We start from the raw sequence: 20,716 nt of genomic DNA, 5'->3' as shown, positions 1-20,716 counted from the left end.
TACGCGTGAAATGATCAGAAGTGCTTGGTAATACCGGCGTAGATCGCTCGCTGCGGGCCGTACTGTGGCGCACCCACGCCGATGCCGGATCCATCACGCAGTTGGTAGACGCGGCCGAAGGCATTGACCAGCACGAGCCGCGCGTCGAAGCGGCCGATCAACGGTTCGCTGAAATGCTGGATCACACCGACGTTGACCTGCGCATACCAGGGCAGACGCCCGGTATTCGCAAAGCCGCTGCGCAGGCCGCTACCTACGATCGCATCTGTGGTGAGAGTCGTCTGGCCGAGGGAGTAGGTGCCGCCGAACGACGCGGTAATGCGCTGATCGTGATCGAGGTAGACCCAATGGTTTGCAATGTAGGCCAGTTCGTCGGCGCCGAAATTGAACTGCGCCGATTCGATGTTCTTGCCCTGTGCACGGCTGAATGCGACATTCAGATAGGCCGTCACATTGTCCTGGTGGTAGCTCGACGTGAACTCCACGCCGTAGACGCGCCCATACTGGTAATTGAATGGCGTGAAGATGAGCGCGGTGCCGAATTGCCCCTCGTCGAGCAGATTGCTGGCGCGCTTGTAGTACGCGTCGAGTCCAACGGTCAGGCTGGAGGTGAGGCGCTGCGTAATGCCGATGTCGAAGTAATCGGCGCGTTCGGGCTTCACGGGATCGTTCTGCGCGTTCGGGCTCTGGTTGGTCGTGCCGTTGAACTTGCTGACCGTGGAGTCGGAAACGAGTTCGAAAGCCGGCGGCGTGAAGTAGCGCGCGTAGCCGGCGTGCAGCGTCGTCGCGTTGGTCGGCTGCCAGACGAGTCCGACGCGCGGGCTCAGTTGTCCGGCCTGCACATACTCGTCCATGCGGTCGTAACGCAGACCATAGTTGAGTGTCAGCTTCGGCGTGATCTTCCACTCATCCTGCAGGTAGAGGCTGTACAGATAGCCTGTTTTGCTGTTGGCATCCTGAATCGTGAGTGGCTGGTCGGAGGTCTGATTGCCGTTCGCGTCGACGGGAAACACGGCCACGCTGTTGTCGAACACGGCATGCTCCTGCTGGAACATGAGACCCGCGCGCAGCGTGTGTTGATCATTGAGCCGGTAAGTGAAATCGGCCTGAACGCCATTCGCCTGGTTGCTGTGGAAGTCCTCCGATGCGACGCCATTGAAAATGAGGTCGCCGACCGGGTCCGGATTGAACTTGGTGCGCGTGTAGCGCGTGAAGAGCGCCACCTGGTAGTCGAGTGCGCCACCGTTGGTGCCCTGCAATGCCACCACCGCGAAGTTGTTCAGCTCCGACTGGGTCTCGTTGAGGTTCGCCGAGTCGAACGTGGACTGGCCGTTCAGCGTGTAGACGGGGGCGAGCCCCGGCGTATTCGGAATCTGGAACTGGTTGCTTGCGGTGCCGAACATCACACTCACGCGCGTGAGCGGGTTGAGCAGGTACGACATGTAGCCGAAACCGTTGCCCTGGCGCGTGTGGTCGTGCAGGGGGCTGCCGTCCGAGGTGGGCGCCTCGATGCCGAGATTGTTCTGGCCGAGCGAACCGGCGAAGTAATAGCTGAACGGGCCGCTGGAGCCGAACACATCGGCGCTCGTCTGGATTGTCTGGTGACTGCCGCCGTAAACGTCAATCGTGCCGCCGTTGCCGGTGTCGCCGGACTTGGTGCGGATGTCGACGATGCCCGCCGTGCGATAGCCGTACTGAGCCGGCAGCGCACCCGTCACGAGATTCACCTGGTCGATGATCCGCGTATCGAGCGACTGCCCGAAGCCGCTGATCGGCTCCGGAATGATGATGCCGTTGAGGCGGTACTGCAGGTTGGCATGGTCACCGCGCACGTGGAGCTGACCGTAGGAATCGTTGGCGACGCCGGGCGCCTGGAGCAGAACCTGGTTGAGCGGCGTGTTCGCGCCTTGCGGCGACGAGTCGATGTCGGCCTGCGTGATGCGGTAGACGCTCGCACCCACTTCGGGCAGGAGACCGTTGCGAGCGCGGTCAAGGCGCTGGGCGTTGACGGTGATGTCGAGCGAGGAGTCTTTCTGGAGCACGACAGCGACCGGCTCGGGCGTCTGTCCCTGTGTCACCGTCGCGACGCGTGTGACGGTGTTGTAGCCCGTTGCCTCCACGTTGACGGCGTAGGTGCCGGGCGCGATGTCCTCGAGCCGGAAGCGCCCGTTGGCGTCGGCCGTCGTCTGGGCGACTTTTTTGCCGCCGGCGTCCTGGAGCGAGATCTGGACATGGGCGGGCGCGTGGCCCTGCGCGTCCGCTACCGTGCCGGCAAGCGTGGCTTCGCCACTGGCAGCGATCGAGCGGGTGCAAAACGTACAGGCGAGCAGCACCATACCGGCCTGCGATTTCAGCGAGCGGTTCATTGTTTTGTTGTGATTTCGGGGTGGACGCGCCTTTTGTCAGGCAACGACGCGCCATCGATCAATCGAGCGTTGGCGCGCAGGATTGGTAATGTTATAACGTAACATAAAGAATTGGCAATCCCCCGTATCGCGCCGATCCAGGGCGCCAGGAACGGGCATGCTCACGCTTGATTGATCTCCCGTGGCGCTCGCTTTCGAAAATCGCTCGACCGGGTCTTGGAAGAAGAGGGGGAGGCTTCAGGAGCGCGACGTCTTCGAGCCGAGGGGGCGCCCTGGGACCGTCGCGACGTTGGGGCGCACTTGCCGGATGACGCAATCGCCGCGAACCGGCTTGCTGCGATCACGTCATCGGCAATCGATACGCGGCCGTTATTGCTGGGCGCCTGTCGATACAAAGGCCATGCCATGCGGACTGGCCAAATTGGTTACCAGCGGCAGAAGTGCTCCGCTGCGCAAGTCAAGTTGGCCAACGTAGGCCGGCACCGCCGGCGTGCTACCGGAAGCGGCCACACCCGTCGAGGCGGAGAAAGCCGCGTCACGCTGCCAGACATTGGCGCTGATCTTGTACACCGTGTTGGCTTTCGTATCGGATACCAGCAAGTACCCCTGTCGCGCCGCGGCGAATACCGTGTCATCAACCTGCACGTTGCCGAGAAGTGGCAGATATTGCACGCGCGGCTCATCGCCCGACGAGCGCAACAGGACAAGCTGACCGTCTCCCTGATCATCGAGCAGTACATCTCCCGACGGCGTGAGCGTCATTGAATCCGGATCGGTCAGGTTGAGGGTTGCCACCGTGCCAAACGGAATGTTGCTGGCGTCGAGCGAGCCGCTCATCACCGGCGTAACGTCGATCCTGTAGCTGTTTGCATCAAGGTGCACGACGCGGACGATCGCGGGCCCCGTATTCTTGCCGCTAGCGTTAAGGGTGGGATTGGACGCACTGAAGTAGGCCTGGCCGTCCTTGAACACGATGTCGTCATAGCCGCCACCGTGCAGCGTTTTGGCGAAGGAATACGGCTTGGACGCCTGGCCGGTCGCGGGATTGATGATGACGAGGTTCGGATTCGCATCCTCGTTCTGCATCGCCCAGATCTCGCGCGTGTACGGATTGACCTTCAGGCCATCGTTGTGTCCCGCGACTTGATACGACTTCACGATGCTGCCGTCCAGCGTGTATTCGACAATCACGCTCATCGCGCCATTCGTGCCATCCGGTGCGCCGGTGTTTGCATAGCCGACCCAAACGTGATCATCAAGCACGGCAAGTGAGTCCGGTGCGCTCATCAGCCCGCCTGAACCCGTCGCGAAGACGGACAGGCTGAATCCCGGAGTGACTATCGGTTTTGCCGCGGTCTGGGCGTCGGCGGCACCGGCCGCGAAGCAGAGTACGGTGAACGCGAGCGCGGTGCGGCTAAAAATGCGGCTTGCTGCGTGAAGAGTTTGAATGCTTCGCATGTTCATCTCCTGAAGCAGGTACGCGGGCAGAAAAGTCGGGGCGCCATCGTTTTTGAGGCGACCGGTAGGAAACCGAAATAGATGGAAACACGCGGAAGTGACTTGATCGTGACGGTGCATGAGACGCCGCACTTGTTGAGGTGCGGCGAGCGGCGTCTCGCCATACCTCAACTGACCGGTAGCGCAAAATTGCCGCTATACGATGGGGAATCTCCCGCCAGGCGAGAGCTTTGGTACGGTCGGCCACCTGGTCATCGCGCTGCCTTCTGCAAACTGGCCGCGCGATGACTAGTTACCGCTTACGAGCAGCGTCGGTTCAGCCGTTCCTCTGCAAATTTTTTACGTCTCGTCGATTCGCCATGCTTGACTGCCACCGTCAGAAGATCGGTGCCTGGCTCGGGATGCTTGCCATCCTGCTGGCAAAGCCGCGGCCAGCCACGCGGCGGACGCGTGCGACTTCCCGGCGCGCGAAGCCATTCGTCTCGTGCATCTGAGCGCGACCGCGCTATGGGCCGGGAGGCACCGGCAGCCGCCATGTCCGGGTGCAGGCGTGATAGTTCGGGTCAATGCCAAAGGAGCGCGATAAGAATGATGATCGGAATCGGAACGCCAAGCAGAAAAAGAAGAATTGAGCGCATGTTTGCCTCCTCTCAGATCGAAAGTAGTGGGATTTGCCGAGCCGTCACCATTCACGCATCCTGCCGCCGATCGTCGCCATGAGACTGGCGGAGAAGGCCCCTATGAGCAGCGAAATGAAGAGCCACAACGTGACGCGAACGGTGGCCCTGCGGACCGCTTCTGCGGCTGCGCGCGCAGCGCGTTCCTCGGCATCGACGTTTTCCTGCAAGCGCGACCAGGTGGTCGTGACGCGCGCACGGGCATCTGCCGGTGCGAGCCCGGTTTTCTCGGCTACGATGCGCGCTACGTACGCGGTGTCCTCGGCCGAAAGCGCCCCGCCCGCGGGCAGACTGTTGAGGAAAATTCGCGCGATCTCCTGCTTCTGCTGCGCGGTCTCGAAGACCTGTTCGGCATGCAAGGTACTCGGTGAACTCGAAGCAACCGAGGTAGACAACGCACCGGATGCGGCGGCGCCCGCAACCGGACGCAGCATGCCGTCGATCAGATAGCCCATGGGCCAGGTGCTGTATGCGGCCTGGGCGTTGCCGCGATTGAGGGCGGCAACGCCGCTTGCGACGTGCGCTGCGCTCCGTGCGCCTGCGCTCACGCCCTCTCGGGCCAGCCCGGACATGGCCGCGGTGAACAGGACGGCGGAAAGGAGCGTGGCGAGCGCCCAGGCGAGAAAGCCATGTGCGGTGTCGCGGAAGTGGGTCTCGTCTGTACCGATACCGGGCCAGTGCCGACGCAACCGCCCCGCGAGATAGCCGCCGAGACCGGCAGACATCACCTGCGTCACGCAGATCCAGATGACGGCCGCCACGCCGAAAGTCTCTGCGTGCGCGCCGCTTCCGGACCAGGGCGAAAGCGACGAAAGCCCGAGGCCCGTGCCGAGCATGAGAAGAATGAGGGCGAAGGCCGCCATGCCCACGGCTCCCGCCACGACAGCGCTCCAGGAAACGGCGGAGCGTGGGCGTCCATTGCGGGACTCCGCGACCCGCGCTGCTGCGACGTCATTCCCGAGTCGATCGATCTCATCCATGGCTAACCCTCTTTTCGGTCGTGAGCCTGCATGCGAAGCCACGCAGCGGCAGGCGGGTCAAGAGCGCAACAGCACGAAACGTGCCGCGCGCGCGAACGCAGCGGACCGCGGAAGAGGGGGGGAACATGGGCGACGTGCCAGGTATTGCGCAAGCAGGTCCGCTGCTTGCTGCCAGGAAGGCGTCAGACTGCGCACCGCCATGTAGCGATTTCCCCGCGCCAATGTTCGCTGACCGGTGACGTCGCACTTCGCTGTGCTTCAGGACGTCACCTGCACAATGAGCCCAGGCGGTGCGGCCTTGGGCGCAACGCCTCGCGCCGGGTGCAGGCGAACGCTGCCCGGAGCGGACGAAACAGGACAGCTTCACGTGAGCAACGCCGATCATCCACACGGACAGGCTCTGCGCTTCGTTACCCGGCATCCCCTCCGGTTCGTCTTCCAGGTGTGCACGGCGTTCCGCAGGAACCAGGGGTTGCTGCTCGCAGGTGCGATCGCTTACTACGCATTGCTGTCTATCGTGCCGCTCCTGATACTCGTCGCGATCGCGTTTAGTCATTTCGTTGGGGAGCAACTTCTGCTCGATACGCTCGCGCATTTGCTCGAATGGCTCGTACCGGGGCAGTCGAAAGCGATTGTGGCGGAGCTTGCCAGCTTTCTCGCCCATCGCTCCGTGATTGGCTGGTTTCTCGTTGTCACGATGATCTTTTTCAGCTCGCTTGCCTTCACCGTGCTCGAGAACGCGCTTTCAATCATTTTCGTGCACCGGGTCGCGATCCGGCGCAGACACTTCCTGCTGTCGGCAATCGTGCCGTATCTATTCAGCCTGTCTTTGGGTATCGGCGTGCTGGTGGTGACGCTCGTCTCCAGCGGCCTGCATGCCGTAGCGAGCGACAGCATTGTGCTGTTCGGTCATGCGGTGCCGCTAACAGGCGCGACCCGGGTCGTGCTGTATCTGTGCGGTTTCGCGGGTGAGATTCTGGTATTGACGGCGATTTATCTGGTGATACCGGCGGGGCGCACGACGCTGCGCCATGCGTTCGTCGGCGCGGTCACCGCCGGCGTGTTGTGGGAGATCACGCGACGCGTGCTGGTGTGGTATTTCGCGACGCTCTCCGAGGTGAGCGTCGTCTACGGGACGCTGACGACGGCGATCGTCGTGCTATTCAGCCTCGAAACCCTTGCGACCCTGATGCTGTTCGGTGCGCAACTCATTGCCGAGTACGAGCGCCTCGATACAGGCAATGGAGAGCCGGCATCGCGGCCGGTAGTGACTGGTTGACCACAGGAGGCAGCCGAAAGCCTGCTCGCCACGTCGGATTCGAGCGCCGGACGGTCTTCGTCCCCGGGATCGTTGATCAAATTGCCGTCGGCTGCGCGAGCGCCGACCGGTCAGGCGGGTACGACGGGTGCTCGAGGGGCTGCTGTCCCGATCTGTCAGGCTTGGTACAGTGCAAGCACCCTTGAATCCAGCGGTCTTTTCCTGGACCATCGCAGCGGTCGCGACTGCGGGTGTCATCATGCGGCCGCTTGGATGGCCGGAAGCCATCTGGGCGGTCGGAGGGGCGCTGTTGCTAATGCTGTCCGGATTGCTGCCGTTGAGCGCGGCATTGCAGGCTATCGGCAAGGGGACGGACGTCTATCTCTTTCTCGGCGGCATGATGCTGCTTTCGGAAGTCGCCAGACAGGAAGGACTATTCGACTGGATCGCCGCTCTCGCCGTGCAGCATGCGCGTGGTTCTCCACTGCGGCTGCTGGTGCTCGTCTACGTGGCAGGAGTCGTCACGACCACTTTTCTCTCGAACGATGCGACCGCGGTCGTCATGACGCCGGCCGTCTACGCCGCCGCCAAAGAGGCCAAGGCTGAGCCGTTGCCCCTCCTGCTCTCGTGTGCGTTCGTCGCCAATGCGGCCAGTTTCGTGCTGCCGATCTCGAACCCGGCCAACCTGGTTCTATATGGAAATCACACGCCGCCGCTCGGAGCCTGGCTCTCGAGATTCGCGCTGGCGTCGGTGCTGTCATTGTTCGCGACCTTTGCGCTCCTATGGTGGACGCAGCGTCGCGCGTTGCAAGGCACCTTGGCCAACGATGAGCCTGAGTCCGGTCTTGGCGCCGGTGGTCGCCTGACGCTTTGCGGCCTCGCGCTGACGTCAGTTGCGCTTCTGGCCGCGTCGTTGCGTGGCCTGCAGCTCGGTGCGCCGACCGCAGTGTTGGGTTCGCTCACTACCGGCGTCGTGCTATGGCGCGAGCGCGCGTCGCCGTGGCCGTTGCTCAAGCGCATCTCCTGGAGCGTGCTGCCACTTGTCGCCGGGCTGTTCGTGATGGTTGCGTCGCTCGATCATACCGGCGTGATCGACGCGCTGGCCGGTCTGCTGAAGCACGCGACTTCGGCGAACGAGACACTGACAGGATTGGGCGCGGGCGCGGCGGCGGCGTTCGTCAGCAACGTCGTCAACAACCTGCCTGCGGGACTGGTTGCTAGCGCAGCAACGATCAAGGCGCAGAGTCCCCAGCCAGTAATCGACGCGTTATTGATCGGCGTCGATCTCGGGCCTAACCTCTCGGTGACTGGATCGCTCGCGACGATCCTGTGGCTCGCCGCGCTTCGCCGCGAAGGTGAGTCCATTACCTTTGGCCGCTTTCTGAGCGTGGGCGCCGTCGTGATGCCGCCGGCCCTGATTTGCGCATTGGCCGCAAGGCTTCTGGCGGGAAGCTAGCCGAGTCGCTTTCACGTAATAACCGAACTGTTGCTCGAGAGGCTTGTCGAGTTCCTCGCGCTCACATCGATTTCGTCAGGCGATTCCGGCGTAGCCCGGTTAGGCTATCAGGCCGCGGCAATCGTCATCGCGCTGCATCACGTTACGTTCAACTGTCTGCAGATTGCCGGGCTGAACGCATCCTGTTTTACGCGACCCAAGCTCTCGGCGTCGCCTTCAGATCACGAAGAATCCATGTGTGCCGTCGCGCTCTAGCTGCGCCACGAGCCCGTACTCCCATTCGAGGTACGCGTTCATCGCCTCGCGGGCGTTGTCGGTACCTTCGTAAGGGCGCCGGTAGCGGTCGATACGCGGCGACGCCAGATGCGCATCGCCGCTTTGCACCGGCAGGCCGGCGCCTATCCATGCCGCCGTGCCGCCTTCCAGCACTTCGACGGGCTTGCCCGTGAGCGAGGCAATCTCGGACGCGGCGAACGGTGCGAGCGCGTTGGTCATGCACACGGCCACATAGCGGCGCGCATCGGGCAGCGCGCGCAGATCGTCGAAGCCTGGCGCGAGATGCGACCGCAGCGCCCACCACGCGCCGGGGATATGTGCCTTCACATGATTGGCGCTCGACGTGAAATCGAGCACGACAGTGCCATGATCGCTCGCGGCAAGACGCGTGGCGAGCGCTTCGGGCGTGATCGTCGAGACGCTGGCGGCGGCGGGCTTCGGCGCGCGCCATGCGCCCGCTTCGGTGAGGTGCCCGCTGCGGGCTTCGTCGATCACATGCACGTCGACGTTCATCTGTGCGAGCCAGGAAGCGGTCATGTTGGCACGCACGCCGTCGTCGTCGAACAGGACCACGCGCGCGCCACGCACCGGCGCGAACATTTCGGTTTCCTGAACGAGCTGCCCGCCCGGCGCACCCTGGAACCCTGGCGCATGCGCGTGTTCATACTCGGCAGGCGTGCGCACGTCGAAGCGATACGTCGTACGCGACGTGTCGGCGGCCCACCGTTCGGCTTGCGCGAGCGTCGTGCGCTGCACGCCCGCGCGGCTGGCGAGCGCGGCGGCCGCTGCGCGCGATTGCGCGAGCGTGGCCGCGTCGCGTCCCGCCTGCGGTTCGAACTGGCGTGCGCTGCCATGCTCGAGCGTCTGCCCGGCCAGCGTCCAGCCGATCGTGCCGTTGCGCAGCGCCGCCACCGGGTTCGGCAGCCCCGCATTCACGAGCGTTTGCGTGCCGATGATGCTGCGCGTGCGCCCCGCGCAGTTCACGATGACGCGCGTAGCGGGATTGGGCGCCAGCGCGCGGGCGCGCAGCGCGAGTTCCGCACCTGGCACGCTGATGCTACCGGGAATGCTCATCGTCTGGTACTCGTCGAAGCGGCGCGCGTCGAGCACGACCACGTCTTCGCCGCCCGAGAGCAGCGCATTCACGGCCTCGGCCGTCAGCGAAGGCGTATGGCGCTCCGCTTCGACGAATTCACCGAACGCCTTGCTCGGCACGTTCACGTCGCGGAACACCTCGCCGCCCGCATCGATCCAGCCCGCGAGTCCGCCTTCCAGCAGCGCGATATCGGTGTAGCCAAGCGCGTCGAGCTTCGTGGCCGCGCGCTGTGCGAAGCCTTCGCCGTTATCGAGCAGCACGATCGGCACGCTGCGGCGCGGCAGCTTCGTCCAGGCGTCGAGTTCGAGCTTCGAGAGCGGCAGGTTGGCGGCAAAAAGCGGATGGCGTTGCGCATGCGGATCTTCCTCGCGCACGTCGAGCAGCGCGATCTCGCGGCGGGCGAGCAGGGCGTCGCGCACGTCCTGATGCGTGCGTACGGGAAATGGCTTCATGAGGCGTTGGGTTCCTTGCTGAGATCCCAGAAGTTCGGGAGGACGTCGTTCGAGTAACCGGAGATGAAGGGCTTGGGCGACGCGTCGGCCGGATAGGTAAACCGGCGCACCGCGCCGATGTTCGCCCCATACACGTGAATGCTGACCGAAACGCGATCGTCGTAGGCATTGCGCACGCGGTGGATGTCGCCGAGCGTCGGCGAGACGGCCTCCACCTCGCCGCGCTGAAGCAACACCTCGCGGCCCAGCGGATGCAACGCACCCGCCGCGTCGTGCGCGTAGGGCTGCGCATATTCGGCGCCGCGCAGCACGCCTATCAGGCCCCACACCGTGTGGTCGTGAACGGGCGTTTGCTGGCCCGGTCCCCAGACAAAGCTGACCACCGAAAAGCGCTGGCGCGCGTCGGCGTAGAGCAGGTATTGCTGATAGCGCTCAGGCGAGGGCGCGGCGTAGGCGTCGGGCAACCAGTCGTCGTCGCGCACGAGTTCGCGCAGCGCATCGAGGCCGCGATCGATCAATCTGGACTCGCGCGGCGCGTGGTCCACGAGTTCCGCAATCGTGCCGACGAAGCGGCGAAGCTTGTGAATGCCCATCAGAGCTTGCGGATGGGCGCATGCCGGAGGACGGCGCGCGGTGCAGCGGTGCCGATATCTGCGGCGTCGGGATGGCTCATGGCGGTCTCTCCAGCCATATCAGGCGGCGGCGCGTACGCGCGAGGCCAGTTCGCGCGTGGCCGGAATCAGCGCGCGGCCGTAATCGATGGCGTCCTCGAGCGGGTCGAAGCCGCGAATCAGGAACGTTGTCACGCCCAGCGCGTGATATTCGGCGAGCGTCTGCGCCACCTGGCCAGGCGTGCCCACGAGCGCCGTCGAGTTCGAGCGCCCGCCAATTTCCTTCGCGACGGCGGTCCACAGGCGGTCGTCGGCGCGCACGCCGTCGCCCGCTGCGCCGAGCAGGCGACGCGCGCCTTCGCTCTGAAGCGGGCCGCCCGTGTCGAGACCCTGTTCGGCGCGCAGGCGACGCGTCTCGTTGAGGATATGTTCGGCGCGCTCCCACGCCGCCTTCTCGGTGTCGGCGAGGATCGGCCGGAACGACACGGAGAAGCGCACCTGGCGTCCGTGTTTCGCGGCTTCGGCACGCACGCGAGCAATGAGGTCGGCCACGCCTTGCTTCGATTCGCCCCACAGCGCGTACACATCCGCGTGCTTGCCGGCCACCGCGAGCGCGGCTTCGGAAGCGCCGCCGAAGTAGATCGGCACGTGCGGCTGCTGACGCGGCTTGACCTCCGACCACGCCTGTTCGAAGCGATAGAAGCGGCCTTCGTGGTCGAACGGTTTGCTTTCGGTCCATACACGTTTGAGCACCTGCAGGTACTCATCGGTGCGCGCGTAGCGCTCGTCGTGGCTCAGGTAGTCGCCGTCGCGCCGCTGGTCGGCGTCGCTGCCGCCCGAGATGAAGTGCACGGCGAGCCGGCCGCCGGAAAAGTGATCGAGCGTTGCGAGCTGGCGTGCGGCGAGCGTCGGCGAGACAAAGCCGGGGCGGTGCGCCAGCATGAAATGCACGCGCGACGTCACGCTTGCCGCATAGGCGATCGTCAGCGTGGCGTCGGGGCTGACCGAGCTGTGCGGCACGAGAATGCGGTCGAAGCCTGCGTGCTCGTGCGCCTGCGCAAAGTCGCGAACGTAGTCGACGTCGATGGCCGGACCTTCGGCGAGATGCGTCTCCGACACCTTGCGCTGCTGGATCATGCCGATGAATTCGATGCTCATGCGGGCTCCCTGGGTGGACGAACGATCCAAAGAGGCTACCACCCGGGCATGCGAGGTTTAAATATTGAATGCTGATAAACATTCCATTTGCACATGACATGCAGCGGCATGCCGCGCGCCGAAAAAGGAAAGTCCGAATCGTTCTTTGCCGGCGCGCGAGCGCTCACCGATACTCGGATTTCCGGCGCGCGGTTGCGCCCCACGTGCCCCTTCGCAGGACATTCCCATGAGCGATCCCACACTGCACGACCGTCTAGCGCACAGCACACTGCGCCTCATCGGCCCCGATCCGGAAGATTGGGTCGTCAACCGTGACGGCATCGATCACAACGTGGTCGTCGTGGGGGGCGGCCAGAGCGGCACGGCCTTCGCGTTCGGCTTGCGGCGCGCGGGGATCGGCAAGGTCAGCGTGATCGACGGCGCGCCTGGCGCGCCGCACGCGGGTGTCTGGACCACACGCGCTCGCATGCAGCGCTTGCGCACGCCCAAGACACTGGCGGGGCCGGAAGCAGGGTTGCCCGCGCTGAGTTTCCAGGCGTGGTACGAAGCGCGTCACGGCGAGGCCGCGTACGCCGAATTCGAACGCATTGGCCGCGAGGATTGGGCCGAGTATCTTGCGTGGTATCGGGAATTCCTCGGCATCGCGGTTCGTTACGGCACGACGCTCACGCGCATCGAACCCGTTGGAACGCACTTCAGGCTACATCTGGACGTTCGTCACGGTGACGATGTCGTGCGGCGTGTGGAAACGGCGCGCAAGGTGATACTCGCAAACGGCGTGGCGGGCAATGGCAAGCCCAACCTCGCCGCGGCGCTGGCCGTGCTGCCGCGCACGCACCTCGCGCATACGTCCGATGCGATCGATTTCGCCGCATTGCGCGGCAAGTCCGTCGCGGTGGTCGGGGGCGCGGCCTCGGCGTTCGACGCGGCCGCGACGGCGCTCGAAGCGGGCGCTGCCGATGTGCACCTCTTCGTGCGTCGCGCGCTGTTGCCAAGCCTTCCTGTGACGCGCGCCCGTGCGTATCCTGGCGCTTACGACAACTATCCCGCGCTGCCCGACGCGCTGCGCTGGCGCCTGGCACTGCGCTTTCGTCGCGCGGGATCGACGCCGCCCGCCGACGCCGTCTCACGCGCCACGCGCTTCCCGAACTTCCATCTGCATCTGGACGCCGTGTGGCAGCGCGCGACGGTGGAGGGCACGCGCGTAGCGGCGCGGGTGAACGACGCGACGTTCGCATTCGATTTCGCGATTGCCGGAACCGGTTACGCCGTCGACCTGCACGCGCGGCCCGAGCTTGCCGACCTGGCCGATCACGTGCTGCTCTGGCGCGATCATTACACGCCCGCGCCGCACGAGCAGGACGAGGCGCTTGGCGCGCATCCTTACCTCGGCGCGGCGCTCGAATACCTGGAGAAGACGCCGGGCACGGCGCCGTTCCTGCGCAATGTTCACGTCTTCAATCCGGCCGCGTTCGTGAGCCGCGGGCTGCCCGTTGGCGACGTGCCGAGCATGAAGCGCGATATCCCCGCCGTGATCCGGCGCATCAGCGAGGATCTGTTTCTCGACGATATCGAGGCGCATGAGGCGCGGATGAGCGCCGTGGTGGCCGCCGATTTCGAGCCGTCGCTGTATGTGGACAGCGTGTACAGTGAAGAGCGCGTCGAGCCGGCGCCGTCGCGATAACGGAGCGGCTTACACGCCGATCGCAATCGCACGCTTTTGCGCGAAGTCCCAGCGCTCGGCGTGCGCCGTCTCCACCGGGGCCGGCAGCAGATGCGCGTTGAAGAACGTATCGGCGATTTTCTGCTGCTCGCCGAAAACCGGGGCGCTCACCTCGCGCACGAGATAGCTTCGGCGTGCGTTGGCGCGCTCGATGGTGGGCGCATCGAGCCCCCAGACCGGCGCAAGCAGCCGCGCGGCGTCCTGCGGCGCGCTGCGCACCCATTGGCCGGCGTCGCGCAACTGCGCATAGACCACGGCGATCACGTCGGGCCGCGCCTGCGCGAAACGCGTGGAGGCGAGATAGTAGCGCTGGTAGGTGGCGAGCCCCTTGCCGTCGGCGAGCACGCGCACGTCGGGCTGCTGGTCGACCGAGGCCACATAGGGGTCCCACGTCACCCACGCGTCGACGCTGCCGTTCTCGAAAGCGGCGCGCCCGTCTGCAGGCGTGAGGTAGTGGATGCGCACCGCTTCGGCGGGCACGTTCGCCTGCGCGAGTGCAGCCAGTAGCAGATAGTGGCTGCCGGCCGCCTTCGTCACGGCGATGTCCTTGTCGCGCAGGTCGGCGAGCGTGCGCAGCGCACCCGCGCGCTTGACGATGATGGCCTGCGCACCGGGCGAGGGCGCTTCCTGGGCGACGTAGACGAAGCGCGCATGTGCAGCCTGCGCGAAGATCGGCACGGTGTCGGCAACATCGGCGCTGAAATCCACGGCTTGCGCATTGAGCGCTTCGGTGAGCGGCAGCCCGCTCGCGAACTCGCTCCAGCTCACGCTCACGCCGAGCGGCGCGAGCGCGGATTCGAGCTTGCCTTGCGCCTTGAGCACGGTGATCAGCGTAGACGACTTCTGATAGCCGATTCGCAGCGTGGAAGCCGATGCGGCAAAAGCGAGACCCGTGGTCGCCGCGACGCCGAGAATCGATCCATGAATGAGCAGGCGGCGGCGGGAGGGAGAGAACATGGCGGACCCAGCGGATTCAGTTGACGAATCGAAAATGCTGGATGACCTTCGCGCACAAGGCAACGAAGCGATTCTGCTAAGGATTCGCGCGGGAGCGCTTTGGCCGGGTGAGCGTGCCATATCGGCGGCGTGATTCGCCTTAATGCGTTTTCACGGCTTTGATATCAGCAGATATTGGATTGGCCGTGACGCACGTGGCGTTAGTATGGATGCCCGATCATTGCCGTCCTTTGATGTTCTCACGCGATGTCCCCTTCTTTCCCACGTTTTGGCATCTGGGCGCTCGTGCACGGAAGCCGCGCGGCGCTGCAAGACCCCGCTGAACCCTACGATGCCTCGTGGGCCCGCAACAAGGCGCTCGTGCTCGAAGCCGAGCGGCTTGGCTACGACTCGGTGCTCGTGGCGCAGCATACGGTCAATCCGCACGATCCCGCACTCGACCAGCTCGAGGCGTGGACCGCATCAGCCGCGCTTGCGGCGCTTACCTCGCGCATCGAGATCATCGCCGCGATCAAGCCGTTTCTCTACCATCCGGTCGTGCTCGCGAAAATGGCGCAGCAGATCGAGCACATCAGCGGCGGCCGCTTTGCAATCAACCTCGTGAACGCATGGAACCGGCCTGAACTCGAACGCGCCGGCATCCCGTTTCCGGAACACGACGATCGCTACCGCTATGGCCGCGAATGGATCTCGGTGGTCGACGCGCTGCTGCGCGGCGAGCGCGTGACCCATCACGGCTGCCATTTCCACATCGACGATTACCGGCTTCTTCCGGCCGATCCGTACCGTGCGCGTCCGCGCATCTACGTGGGCGGTGAGTCTGAACCGGCGCGCTCACTTGTTGCCGCGCACGGCGATACGTGGTTCATCAATGGCCAGCCGCTCGACGACGTGGCGGCTCTGATCGCCGACGTGTCTTCACGCACGCGTCCGGCTGGCCACGAAGCGTTGCGTTTTGGCCTGTCCGCGTTTGTGATCGCGCGTGAAACGCAAGCGCAGGCCGAAGCCCATCTCGAGCATCTCTTCGCACTGGCCGAACTCGACAAGTCGTTACGCGAGCGCCAGAAAGCCAACATCGACCCGAACGCCGAAATGTTCAAGACCTTCGCCCGCTCGGCGCGCGTCGGTTCCAATGGCGGCACGGCCGCCGGACTCGTAGGCGATTACGATACGGTCGCGCGGCGCATCGCGGCCTTTCACCGGGCGGGCGTCGAGTTATTCATGCTCCAGTTCCAGCCGTTCGAAGACGATATGCGGCGCTTCGCGCAGGAGATCGTCCCGCGCGTGCGCCGCGAACTCGCAGCGTGAAGCGGGTAGCGGCGGGCGCGATCAGAAGAACGCGCCCGTTGGCGGAAGCTGGCCAGTCAGCAGGTTCTGGCCGAGCAGGCGCTCCTTGTAGAGGCGCGGATTGTGCGAGGCGATGACCTTGATGTTGCGCCAGTGCCTGTCCAGCGCGCCCACGCTCGACACCACAGAGCCGGAGCCGAGGTCGATGAGCCAGCTCGCGACTTGCGGCGCGAGATCGTCGATCACGACTTTCGCCTCCGAAGCCGCAAGCGTCGCGGCGAGCGTGGCGGCGTATTCCTCGTTCGTGCCTTCGCTATCCAACGCGCGTTGCAGCGCCCGCACGGCGCGGTCGGCGCTCGCCTCGATGCTCGCCGCGTAGGCGCGAATCCGGCCCAGCAGGGCCTGTAGCGCCGGTTCGTCGGCGGGATGCGCCGCCCCGCCGTGGTAGAAGTTGCGCTTGCGTCCTCGCAGCACCTCGACCGCATCGAGCACCACGCGCCGAACGATGCCGGCAATGCAATTGGTCAGGTAGATCTGGTGGAAGGTGAAGCCCCACGGCGCGGCTTCGGGCGCTTTCGGCGGGTCGGGCGCATAGACATGCTCGACCTTTACCACGACGTCGCGGAAGCGCGCGGTGCCGGAGCCGGTCAGGCGCTGCCCGAAACCCAGCCAGTCGTCCTCGTCGCTCACGCCTTCGGCGCGTTCGAGCACGTATTGCACAGTTGTGTTCGCACGGCTTTCCACAGCGACACCGATGAATGCATCGTTGTACAGATTACCTGTCGCGTAGACCTTGTCGCCCGAACCCAGATACACCTGTTTGCGCTCGTCCCATTCCAGGCGGCTCAATACGCGGCTCGGCCGCGCGCCGGCCGCCGTCGCGTCGCTTTCGACGAAACTAAGCCCGATCGTCTTGCGCTGGCGCACGAGGTCGAGCACGTGCGCATGGAACGGCAGGGCACGTTGCTTGAGCGCGGCTTCCACTTGCCAGAAGTGATTGCGCAAGGCGTGGGCGATGTTCGAATCGGCCGCGGCGACGTCACGCGCCACGGCGAAGAGTTCGCTCAATGACAGACCGCGGCCGCCGTCGTCGGCGGGCAGGCGCAACGCGCCGAAACCGAGCGCCTTCAGCGTGGCGATCTCTTCGTGCGGCAGGCGCTGCTCCCGCTCGCGCTGCGCCGCCGTCGCGGCGATCCCGATTATCGCTTCGGAGAACCCGAGCGCGGCGGACAACGGCGAGACGAGCGCGATGCCGCCGGGCTGGAGGGCGGAGGTTTCAGTCATGCGCATTCCCGTTCATGACGCGTCACACCTTGACGCTGTAATCGGCGACCTTGATGGGCCCGTTGATGATTCTGCGTTGCGCGAGCCAATCCGCCGCGCGCTGGAACTGCGCCATGAAGGCCGCGTCGTCCGGCTCGTGAAACTGGTTCACGCGCTTCAGGCTCGTCAGATAGTCGCGCACCTGGTCCGGATACTTCGCTTCCTTCTGCACGAGCTGTTCCGAATCGGCGGCATGCGCCGACTGCCAGGCGCCTTCCACGTAATACGCGTCGAGCACGGCGCGCACCAGCTCCGAATTTTCTTCGGTGAACTTGCGACGTGTCACGAGCGAGCTGTAGTCGATGAGGAAGTCGAGATCGCGCCCCTCGTTGAAAATGTCCTTCGCGTCATGCGAATAGCGCGCGATATCCACGGCGGGCGACCACATCGACCATGCATCGACTCTGCCTTGCGCAAATGCAGGCGCCGCATCGGGCGGATTCAGATAGACGAACTCGACCTTGTCGCGGTCGATATGGTGCTTCTCCAGCGCCGCGATGAGCAGGAACTCGCCGAGCCCCGAGCGGTTCACCGCGACCTTGCGCCCGGCGAGGTCGGCAACCGAGTTGATGCCGCTCGACTTCTTCACGATGATGGCCGTGGACCGCGGCGAATACACGTCGAATCCGGTGAAGACGATGGGCGAGCCGGCCAGCATGGCGGCGAGCGCGGGTGTGGTGGAGCCCCAGAAGCCGAAGTCCGCGCTACCGCCGACCACGGCCTGGATCGAGGGCGCATGGTTCGGGAACGGACCGATCCATTCGACCTTGATGTTCTTCGCGGCGAGCGTCTTCTCGAACACGCCGCGCTGCCTGGCGATGTCGGGCAGGGCGCCGTAACCCCAGCCAATGCGGACCGTGTCGGTGTTGCGCGTGAGCTTGCGCGGCGGCTCGGCCGCCTGCGCGGAAAGAAGAGGCGCGGCTGCGGCGCCGGCAAGCAAACCTCCCGCCGCGAGCAGAAGCTGGCGGCGAGTCAGTGAAACATCGTTCATTCGTGGTGGTTCCTTCTGTAGAGAGCGGAGCGCATCAGTGCGACCGAACGCCCAGTCCCTCGAGCAGCGTGAGCCGCAATGCCTGCGGCGTGTGGTCTTCGGTGTGAAACGAAGCCGCGATGCGCCCGGCGCGCATGACGAGTATCCGGTCCGCGAGAGCGAGCGCCTCGTCGACGTCGTGGGTCACGAGCAGCACGCCCGGCGCGTGGCGCGCGACCAGCTGCTTCACGAGTCCATGCATTTTGATGCGCGTGAGCGCGTCGAGCGCGGCGAACGGTTCATCGAGCAACAGCAGCGCGGGGTCGCGCACGAGCGCCCGTGCGAGCGCCACGCGCTGCGCCTGACCGCCGGACAGATTGCGCGGCCAGTCGTCCTCGCGGCCTGACAAACCGACTTCGGCCAGTGCCCGGGTGGCACCGGTGCGCCCGACGCTCGACTCGTGGCCGAGCGCGACGTTCTCCCACAAGGTGGCCCACGGCAGCAGACGATGCTCCTGAAACACCACGGAGGGCCGCTCTGGTGCACGAATCTGCCCGGCATCCGGTTTGTCGAGGCCCGCGAGCGCACGCAGCAGTGTGGTCTTGCCGCAGCCGCTTTCGCCGAGCAGCGCGACGAATTCGCCTGTGCGGATATCGAGGTTGAGTGCGTCGATGACGACGCGCTCGCCATAACGGCGTTGCAGGCCGCGCACCGATACAGCGGACGGTGCCGCGGCGGCTTCGTTTGCGGCGCGAGGCGCGCCATTCGCAGGAAGGGACAACGCGACGGTGGAGCCCATTATTTCGCCCCCTTCGCGTAGTTAGCGTGCCAGGAGAGGAAGCGCGCTTCGAGCGAGCGAACCAGCGCGTCCGCGGCAACGCCGATGATCGCGTAAATAATCATGGTCAACAGGATGACGTTGGTTTGCAGGAATTCGCGGGCGTCCATGGCGAGAAAGCCGATGCCCTTGGTCGTCGCGAGCGTTTCGGCGATCACGAGGGCGAGCCACGCATGCGCCAGCGCGTAACGCACGCCGGTGAGGATCGAAGGCATGGCGCCAGGCAGGATGATCCGGCGCACCACGGCCGGCCAGTTCAACCCGATCACCTTGGCCAGTTCCATCAGCTTGGGTTCGATCTGACGAATGCCGAGCATCGTGTTGATGTAGACGGGAAACAGCACGGCGAGCGCGACCAGAAAAATCTTCGCGACTTCGCCCACGCCGAACCACACGATGACGAGTGGCAGCATCGCGAGAAAGGGAATCGCGCGGACCATCTGGATCGACCGGTCGATGAGCGCCTGCGCGAGCCGGGAAAAACCCACCAGTACGCCAAGCACGAGGCCGATCGTGCCGCCGATCAGAAGTCCTGTTACGGCACGCAGCAGCGAGACGCCGAGGTGCACGAACAGGTCGCCGTTGCGGGCAAGATCCCACGCCGTCGCGGCGACGCTGCTCGGCGCCGGCAGCACTTGCGGCGCGATCCAGCCCACGCGCGCCGCGAGTTCCCAGACCACGACGATCAGCGCGGGGATCGCCCACGAGAGCCAGAAATAAAAGCGACCCGTCGAAAGCCGCGAGCCGCCGGCGCGCGAAGGCGGTCCATAGCGGTTTGAAGAGGAGGTGACGTCTGCCATGGCGGTTCCGTAATTGCGGTGAAGTCCGGGCGATGGACGTCCGTTCAGGGAGCGGTCGACGAGAACTGTTTGTCGAAGCTCGGCGCAACGTCGAGGCGTGTTTTGATGACGTCCGCACGCAGGTAGAGATCGGCGGTGCGCTGCTGCTCGGCGATCACGCCGTTGTCGATCGGCACGGGATGCAGTTGCGCGCGCTGATAGACGGTTTTGAGCACGTCGGCGGGCAGACCCGTCACGCGCGACTGGATCGCCGCGACTTCGTCAGGATGCGAGAGCGCCCAACGCTGGCCGGCCGCCACGCGACGCAGGAAGTCGGCGAGTTCGGCGTGCTTGTCGCGGATCGCCGTGTCGGTGGCGGCCTCGAAGCTCAAGCCCGATGAAACGCCCACGCCGTTCGCGATGCTGCGCGTATGCTGGCGCGCTTCGGTGAGTGCCACGTAAGGGTCCCATGTGGACCAGGCGTCCACGCTGCCGGTGGCGAGTGCGGCCTGGGCGTCGACGGGCTGCATGTACGACAAGGTCACGTCGGTGAGCTTGAGGTTCGCATGTTCGAGCGTGGCCACGGCGAGATAGTGGCCAATCGAGCCGCGCGTGGTGGCGATGCGCTTGCCCTTGAGGTCGGCAGCGTTGCGGATGGGCGAAGCGTCGGGCACGACGATCGCGAGATCGACAGGCGTCGAGCGCGTGGCCGAAACGGCGCGGATTTTCGCACCTGCCGAGTACGCGAAGATGAGCGGGGCGTCGCCCAGGCCGCCCACGTCGATCGCGCCCGCGTTGAGCGCTTCGCCCAGCGGCTGCGCGGCGGGAAAATTGAACCATTCGATCTGGTAGGGCACGTCCTTTAGCTGGCCCGACGCTTCGAGTATGCCGCGCGTCTGGAGCTGCTGGTCGCCGACCTTGAGCGTGGCGGCGGATACAGCCAGCGGCAACGTTGCAGCAATCGCGACAAGAAAGCGGACATAAGCGCGGCGCATGAAGATTCCCTGGGTAATGCGGATAGCGAAGAGAGCACGATACGGAGCGCTCCCGT

Annotated in this window: 16 protein-coding genes; 4 read left to right on the top strand and 12 right to left on the bottom strand. The window is 65.1% G+C overall.

Annotated features, from left to right (window positions below; genetic code table 11):
• Window positions 1-14: 14 nt before the first annotated feature.
• The 3 genes from ACOJB8_RS18815 to ACOJB8_RS18805 form a co-directional block, all read right to left on the bottom strand.
• Entirely contained in the window at window positions 15-2,366 is a 2,352-nt protein-coding gene (locus ACOJB8_RS18815; protein WP_475013628.1) for a TonB-dependent receptor, read from the bottom strand.
• 369 nt (window positions 2,367-2,735) lie between these two features.
• Window positions 2,736-3,824: a hypothetical protein gene (locus tag ACOJB8_RS18810; protein WP_368619499.1), complete on the bottom strand. Its 1,089-nt coding sequence runs from the start codon at window positions 3,822-3,824 to the stop codon at window positions 2,736-2,738.
• A gap of 682 nt (window positions 3,825-4,506) precedes the next feature.
• Window positions 4,507-5,382, bottom strand: a complete 876-nt coding sequence (locus ACOJB8_RS18805; protein WP_368619498.1) for a hypothetical protein — start codon at window positions 5,380-5,382, stop codon at window positions 4,507-4,509.
• A gap of 466 nt (window positions 5,383-5,848) precedes the next feature.
• On the opposite strand from ACOJB8_RS18805, the gene ACOJB8_RS18800 reads away from it, so the two are divergent.
• Both ACOJB8_RS18800 and ACOJB8_RS18795 read left to right on the top strand, forming a co-directional pair.
• Window positions 5,849-6,760, top strand: a complete 912-nt coding sequence (locus ACOJB8_RS18800; protein WP_069266844.1) for a YihY/virulence factor BrkB family protein — start codon at window positions 5,849-5,851, stop codon at window positions 6,758-6,760.
• Window positions 6,761-6,941: 181 nt separating this feature from the next.
• The gene (locus ACOJB8_RS18795; protein ID WP_475013683.1) at window positions 6,942-8,195 is read left to right on the top strand and encodes an arsenic transporter; all 1,254 of its coding nucleotides are present in this window, start codon (window positions 6,942-6,944) and stop codon (window positions 8,193-8,195) included.
• A gap of 216 nt (window positions 8,196-8,411) precedes the next feature.
• On the opposite strand, the gene ACOJB8_RS18790 is transcribed toward ACOJB8_RS18795, so the two are convergent.
• From ACOJB8_RS18790 to ACOJB8_RS18780, 3 genes are all read right to left on the bottom strand, one after another.
• Window positions 8,412-10,019, bottom strand: coding sequence for a rhodanese-related sulfurtransferase (locus tag ACOJB8_RS18790; protein WP_475013625.1), 1,608 nt, complete (start codon window positions 10,017-10,019; stop codon window positions 8,412-8,414).
• On the bottom strand, window positions 10,016-10,612 hold the full coding sequence (locus ACOJB8_RS18785; protein ID WP_069266841.1) for a cysteine dioxygenase family protein: 597 nt from the start codon (window positions 10,610-10,612) through the stop codon (window positions 10,016-10,018). Before ACOJB8_RS18785 ends, ACOJB8_RS18790 begins: the two co-directional genes overlap by 4 nt.
• A 99-nt stretch (window positions 10,613-10,711) precedes the next feature.
• Window positions 10,712-11,788, bottom strand: coding sequence for an LLM class flavin-dependent oxidoreductase (locus ACOJB8_RS18780; protein ID WP_368602061.1), 1,077 nt, complete (start codon window positions 11,786-11,788; stop codon window positions 10,712-10,714).
• Between the two features lie 226 nt (window positions 11,789-12,014).
• Between ACOJB8_RS18780 and ACOJB8_RS18775 the strand changes: the two genes are divergently transcribed.
• A complete protein-coding gene (locus ACOJB8_RS18775; RefSeq protein ID WP_069266839.1) occupies window positions 12,015-13,472 on the top strand; it encodes an NAD(P)-binding domain-containing protein in 1,458 nt (485 codons plus the stop codon).
• Between the two features lie 9 nt (window positions 13,473-13,481).
• On the opposite strand, the gene ACOJB8_RS18770 is transcribed toward ACOJB8_RS18775, so the two are convergent.
• Window positions 13,482-14,468: an aliphatic sulfonate ABC transporter substrate-binding protein gene (locus ACOJB8_RS18770; protein WP_475013622.1), complete on the bottom strand. Its 987-nt coding sequence runs from the start codon at window positions 14,466-14,468 to the stop codon at window positions 13,482-13,484.
• A gap of 246 nt (window positions 14,469-14,714) precedes the next feature.
• Here ACOJB8_RS18770 and ACOJB8_RS18765 point away from each other — a divergent pair, with 246 nt between their 5' ends.
• Window positions 14,715-15,776 carry an LLM class flavin-dependent oxidoreductase gene (locus ACOJB8_RS18765; protein ID WP_368602064.1) on the top strand — a complete coding sequence of 354 codons (1,062 nt, stop codon included), beginning with the start codon at window positions 14,715-14,717 and terminating at the stop codon, window positions 15,774-15,776.
• A gap of 21 nt (window positions 15,777-15,797) precedes the next feature.
• On the opposite strand, the gene ACOJB8_RS18760 is transcribed toward ACOJB8_RS18765, so the two are convergent.
• The 5 genes from ACOJB8_RS18760 to ACOJB8_RS18740 are packed head-to-tail and all read right to left on the bottom strand — an operon-like array spanning window position 15,798 to window position 20,660.
• Window positions 15,798-17,039, bottom strand: coding sequence for an acyl-CoA dehydrogenase family protein (locus tag ACOJB8_RS18760; RefSeq protein ID WP_368619493.1), 1,242 nt, complete (start codon window positions 17,037-17,039; stop codon window positions 15,798-15,800).
• A 22-nt stretch (window positions 17,040-17,061) separates the two neighbouring features.
• Window positions 17,062-18,069, bottom strand: coding sequence for an NrtA/SsuA/CpmA family ABC transporter substrate-binding protein (locus ACOJB8_RS18755; RefSeq protein ID WP_475013619.1), 1,008 nt, complete (start codon window positions 18,067-18,069; stop codon window positions 17,062-17,064).
• 34 nt (window positions 18,070-18,103) lie between these two features.
• Window positions 18,104-18,847 (bottom strand): ABC transporter ATP-binding protein, encoded by a 744-nt coding sequence (locus tag ACOJB8_RS18750; RefSeq protein ID WP_475013617.1) that lies wholly within the window; start codon window positions 18,845-18,847, stop codon window positions 18,104-18,106.
• Window positions 18,847-19,686 (bottom strand): ABC transporter permease subunit, encoded by an 840-nt coding sequence (locus ACOJB8_RS18745; protein ID WP_475013615.1) that lies wholly within the window; start codon window positions 19,684-19,686, stop codon window positions 18,847-18,849. The genes ACOJB8_RS18750 and ACOJB8_RS18745 overlap by 1 nt, the downstream gene beginning before the upstream one ends.
• 44 nt (window positions 19,687-19,730) lie before the next feature.
• Entirely contained in the window at window positions 19,731-20,660 is a 930-nt protein-coding gene (locus tag ACOJB8_RS18740; protein ID WP_069266833.1) for an ABC transporter substrate-binding protein, read from the bottom strand.
• Between the last annotated feature and the right edge of the window lie 56 nt (window positions 20,661-20,716).

Source organism: Paraburkholderia sp. BR10141 (assembly GCF_056155635.1).
Note: the sequence above shows the minus strand (reverse complement) of the source record. Positions and strands in the feature narration are given on the sequence as shown.

Bases quoted from the DNA above. Each gene is read 5' to 3' on its own strand.
- ACOJB8_RS18760 (WP_368619493.1), bottom strand. From the start codon at position 17,039: ATGACTGAAACCTCCGCCCTCCAGCCCGGCGGCATCGCGCTCGTCTCG.
- ACOJB8_RS18745 (WP_475013615.1), bottom strand. From the start codon at position 19,686: ATGGCAGACGTCACCTCCTCTTCAAACCGCTATGGACCGCCTTCGCGC.
- ACOJB8_RS18765 (WP_368602064.1), top strand. From the start codon at position 14,715: ATGTCCCCTTCTTTCCCACGTTTTGGCATCTGGGCGCTCGTGCACGGA.
- ACOJB8_RS18740 (WP_069266833.1), bottom strand. From the start codon at position 20,660: ATGCGCCGCGCTTATGTCCGCTTTCTTGTCGCGATTGCTGCAACGTTG.
- ACOJB8_RS18815 (WP_475013628.1), bottom strand. From the start codon at position 2,366: ATGAACCGCTCGCTGAAATCGCAGGCCGGTATGGTGCTGCTCGCCTGT.
- ACOJB8_RS18780 (WP_368602061.1), bottom strand. From the start codon at position 11,788: ATGAGCATCGAATTCATCGGCATGATCCAGCAGCGCAAGGTGTCGGAG.
- ACOJB8_RS18770 (WP_475013622.1), bottom strand. From the start codon at position 14,468: ATGTTCTCTCCCTCCCGCCGCCGCCTGCTCATTCATGGATCGATTCTC.
- ACOJB8_RS18755 (WP_475013619.1), bottom strand. From the start codon at position 18,069: ATGAACGATGTTTCACTGACTCGCCGCCAGCTTCTGCTCGCGGCGGGA.
- ACOJB8_RS18785 (WP_069266841.1), bottom strand. From the start codon at position 10,612: ATGGGCATTCACAAGCTTCGCCGCTTCGTCGGCACGATTGCGGAACTC.
- ACOJB8_RS18775 (WP_069266839.1), top strand. From the start codon at position 12,015: ATGAGCGATCCCACACTGCACGACCGTCTAGCGCACAGCACACTGCGC.
- ACOJB8_RS18810 (WP_368619499.1), bottom strand. From the start codon at position 3,824: ATGCGAAGCATTCAAACTCTTCACGCAGCAAGCCGCATTTTTAGCCGC.
- ACOJB8_RS18790 (WP_475013625.1), bottom strand. From the start codon at position 10,019: ATGAAGCCATTTCCCGTACGCACGCATCAGGACGTGCGCGACGCCCTG.
- ACOJB8_RS18750 (WP_475013617.1), bottom strand. From the start codon at position 18,847: ATGGGCTCCACCGTCGCGTTGTCCCTTCCTGCGAATGGCGCGCCTCGC.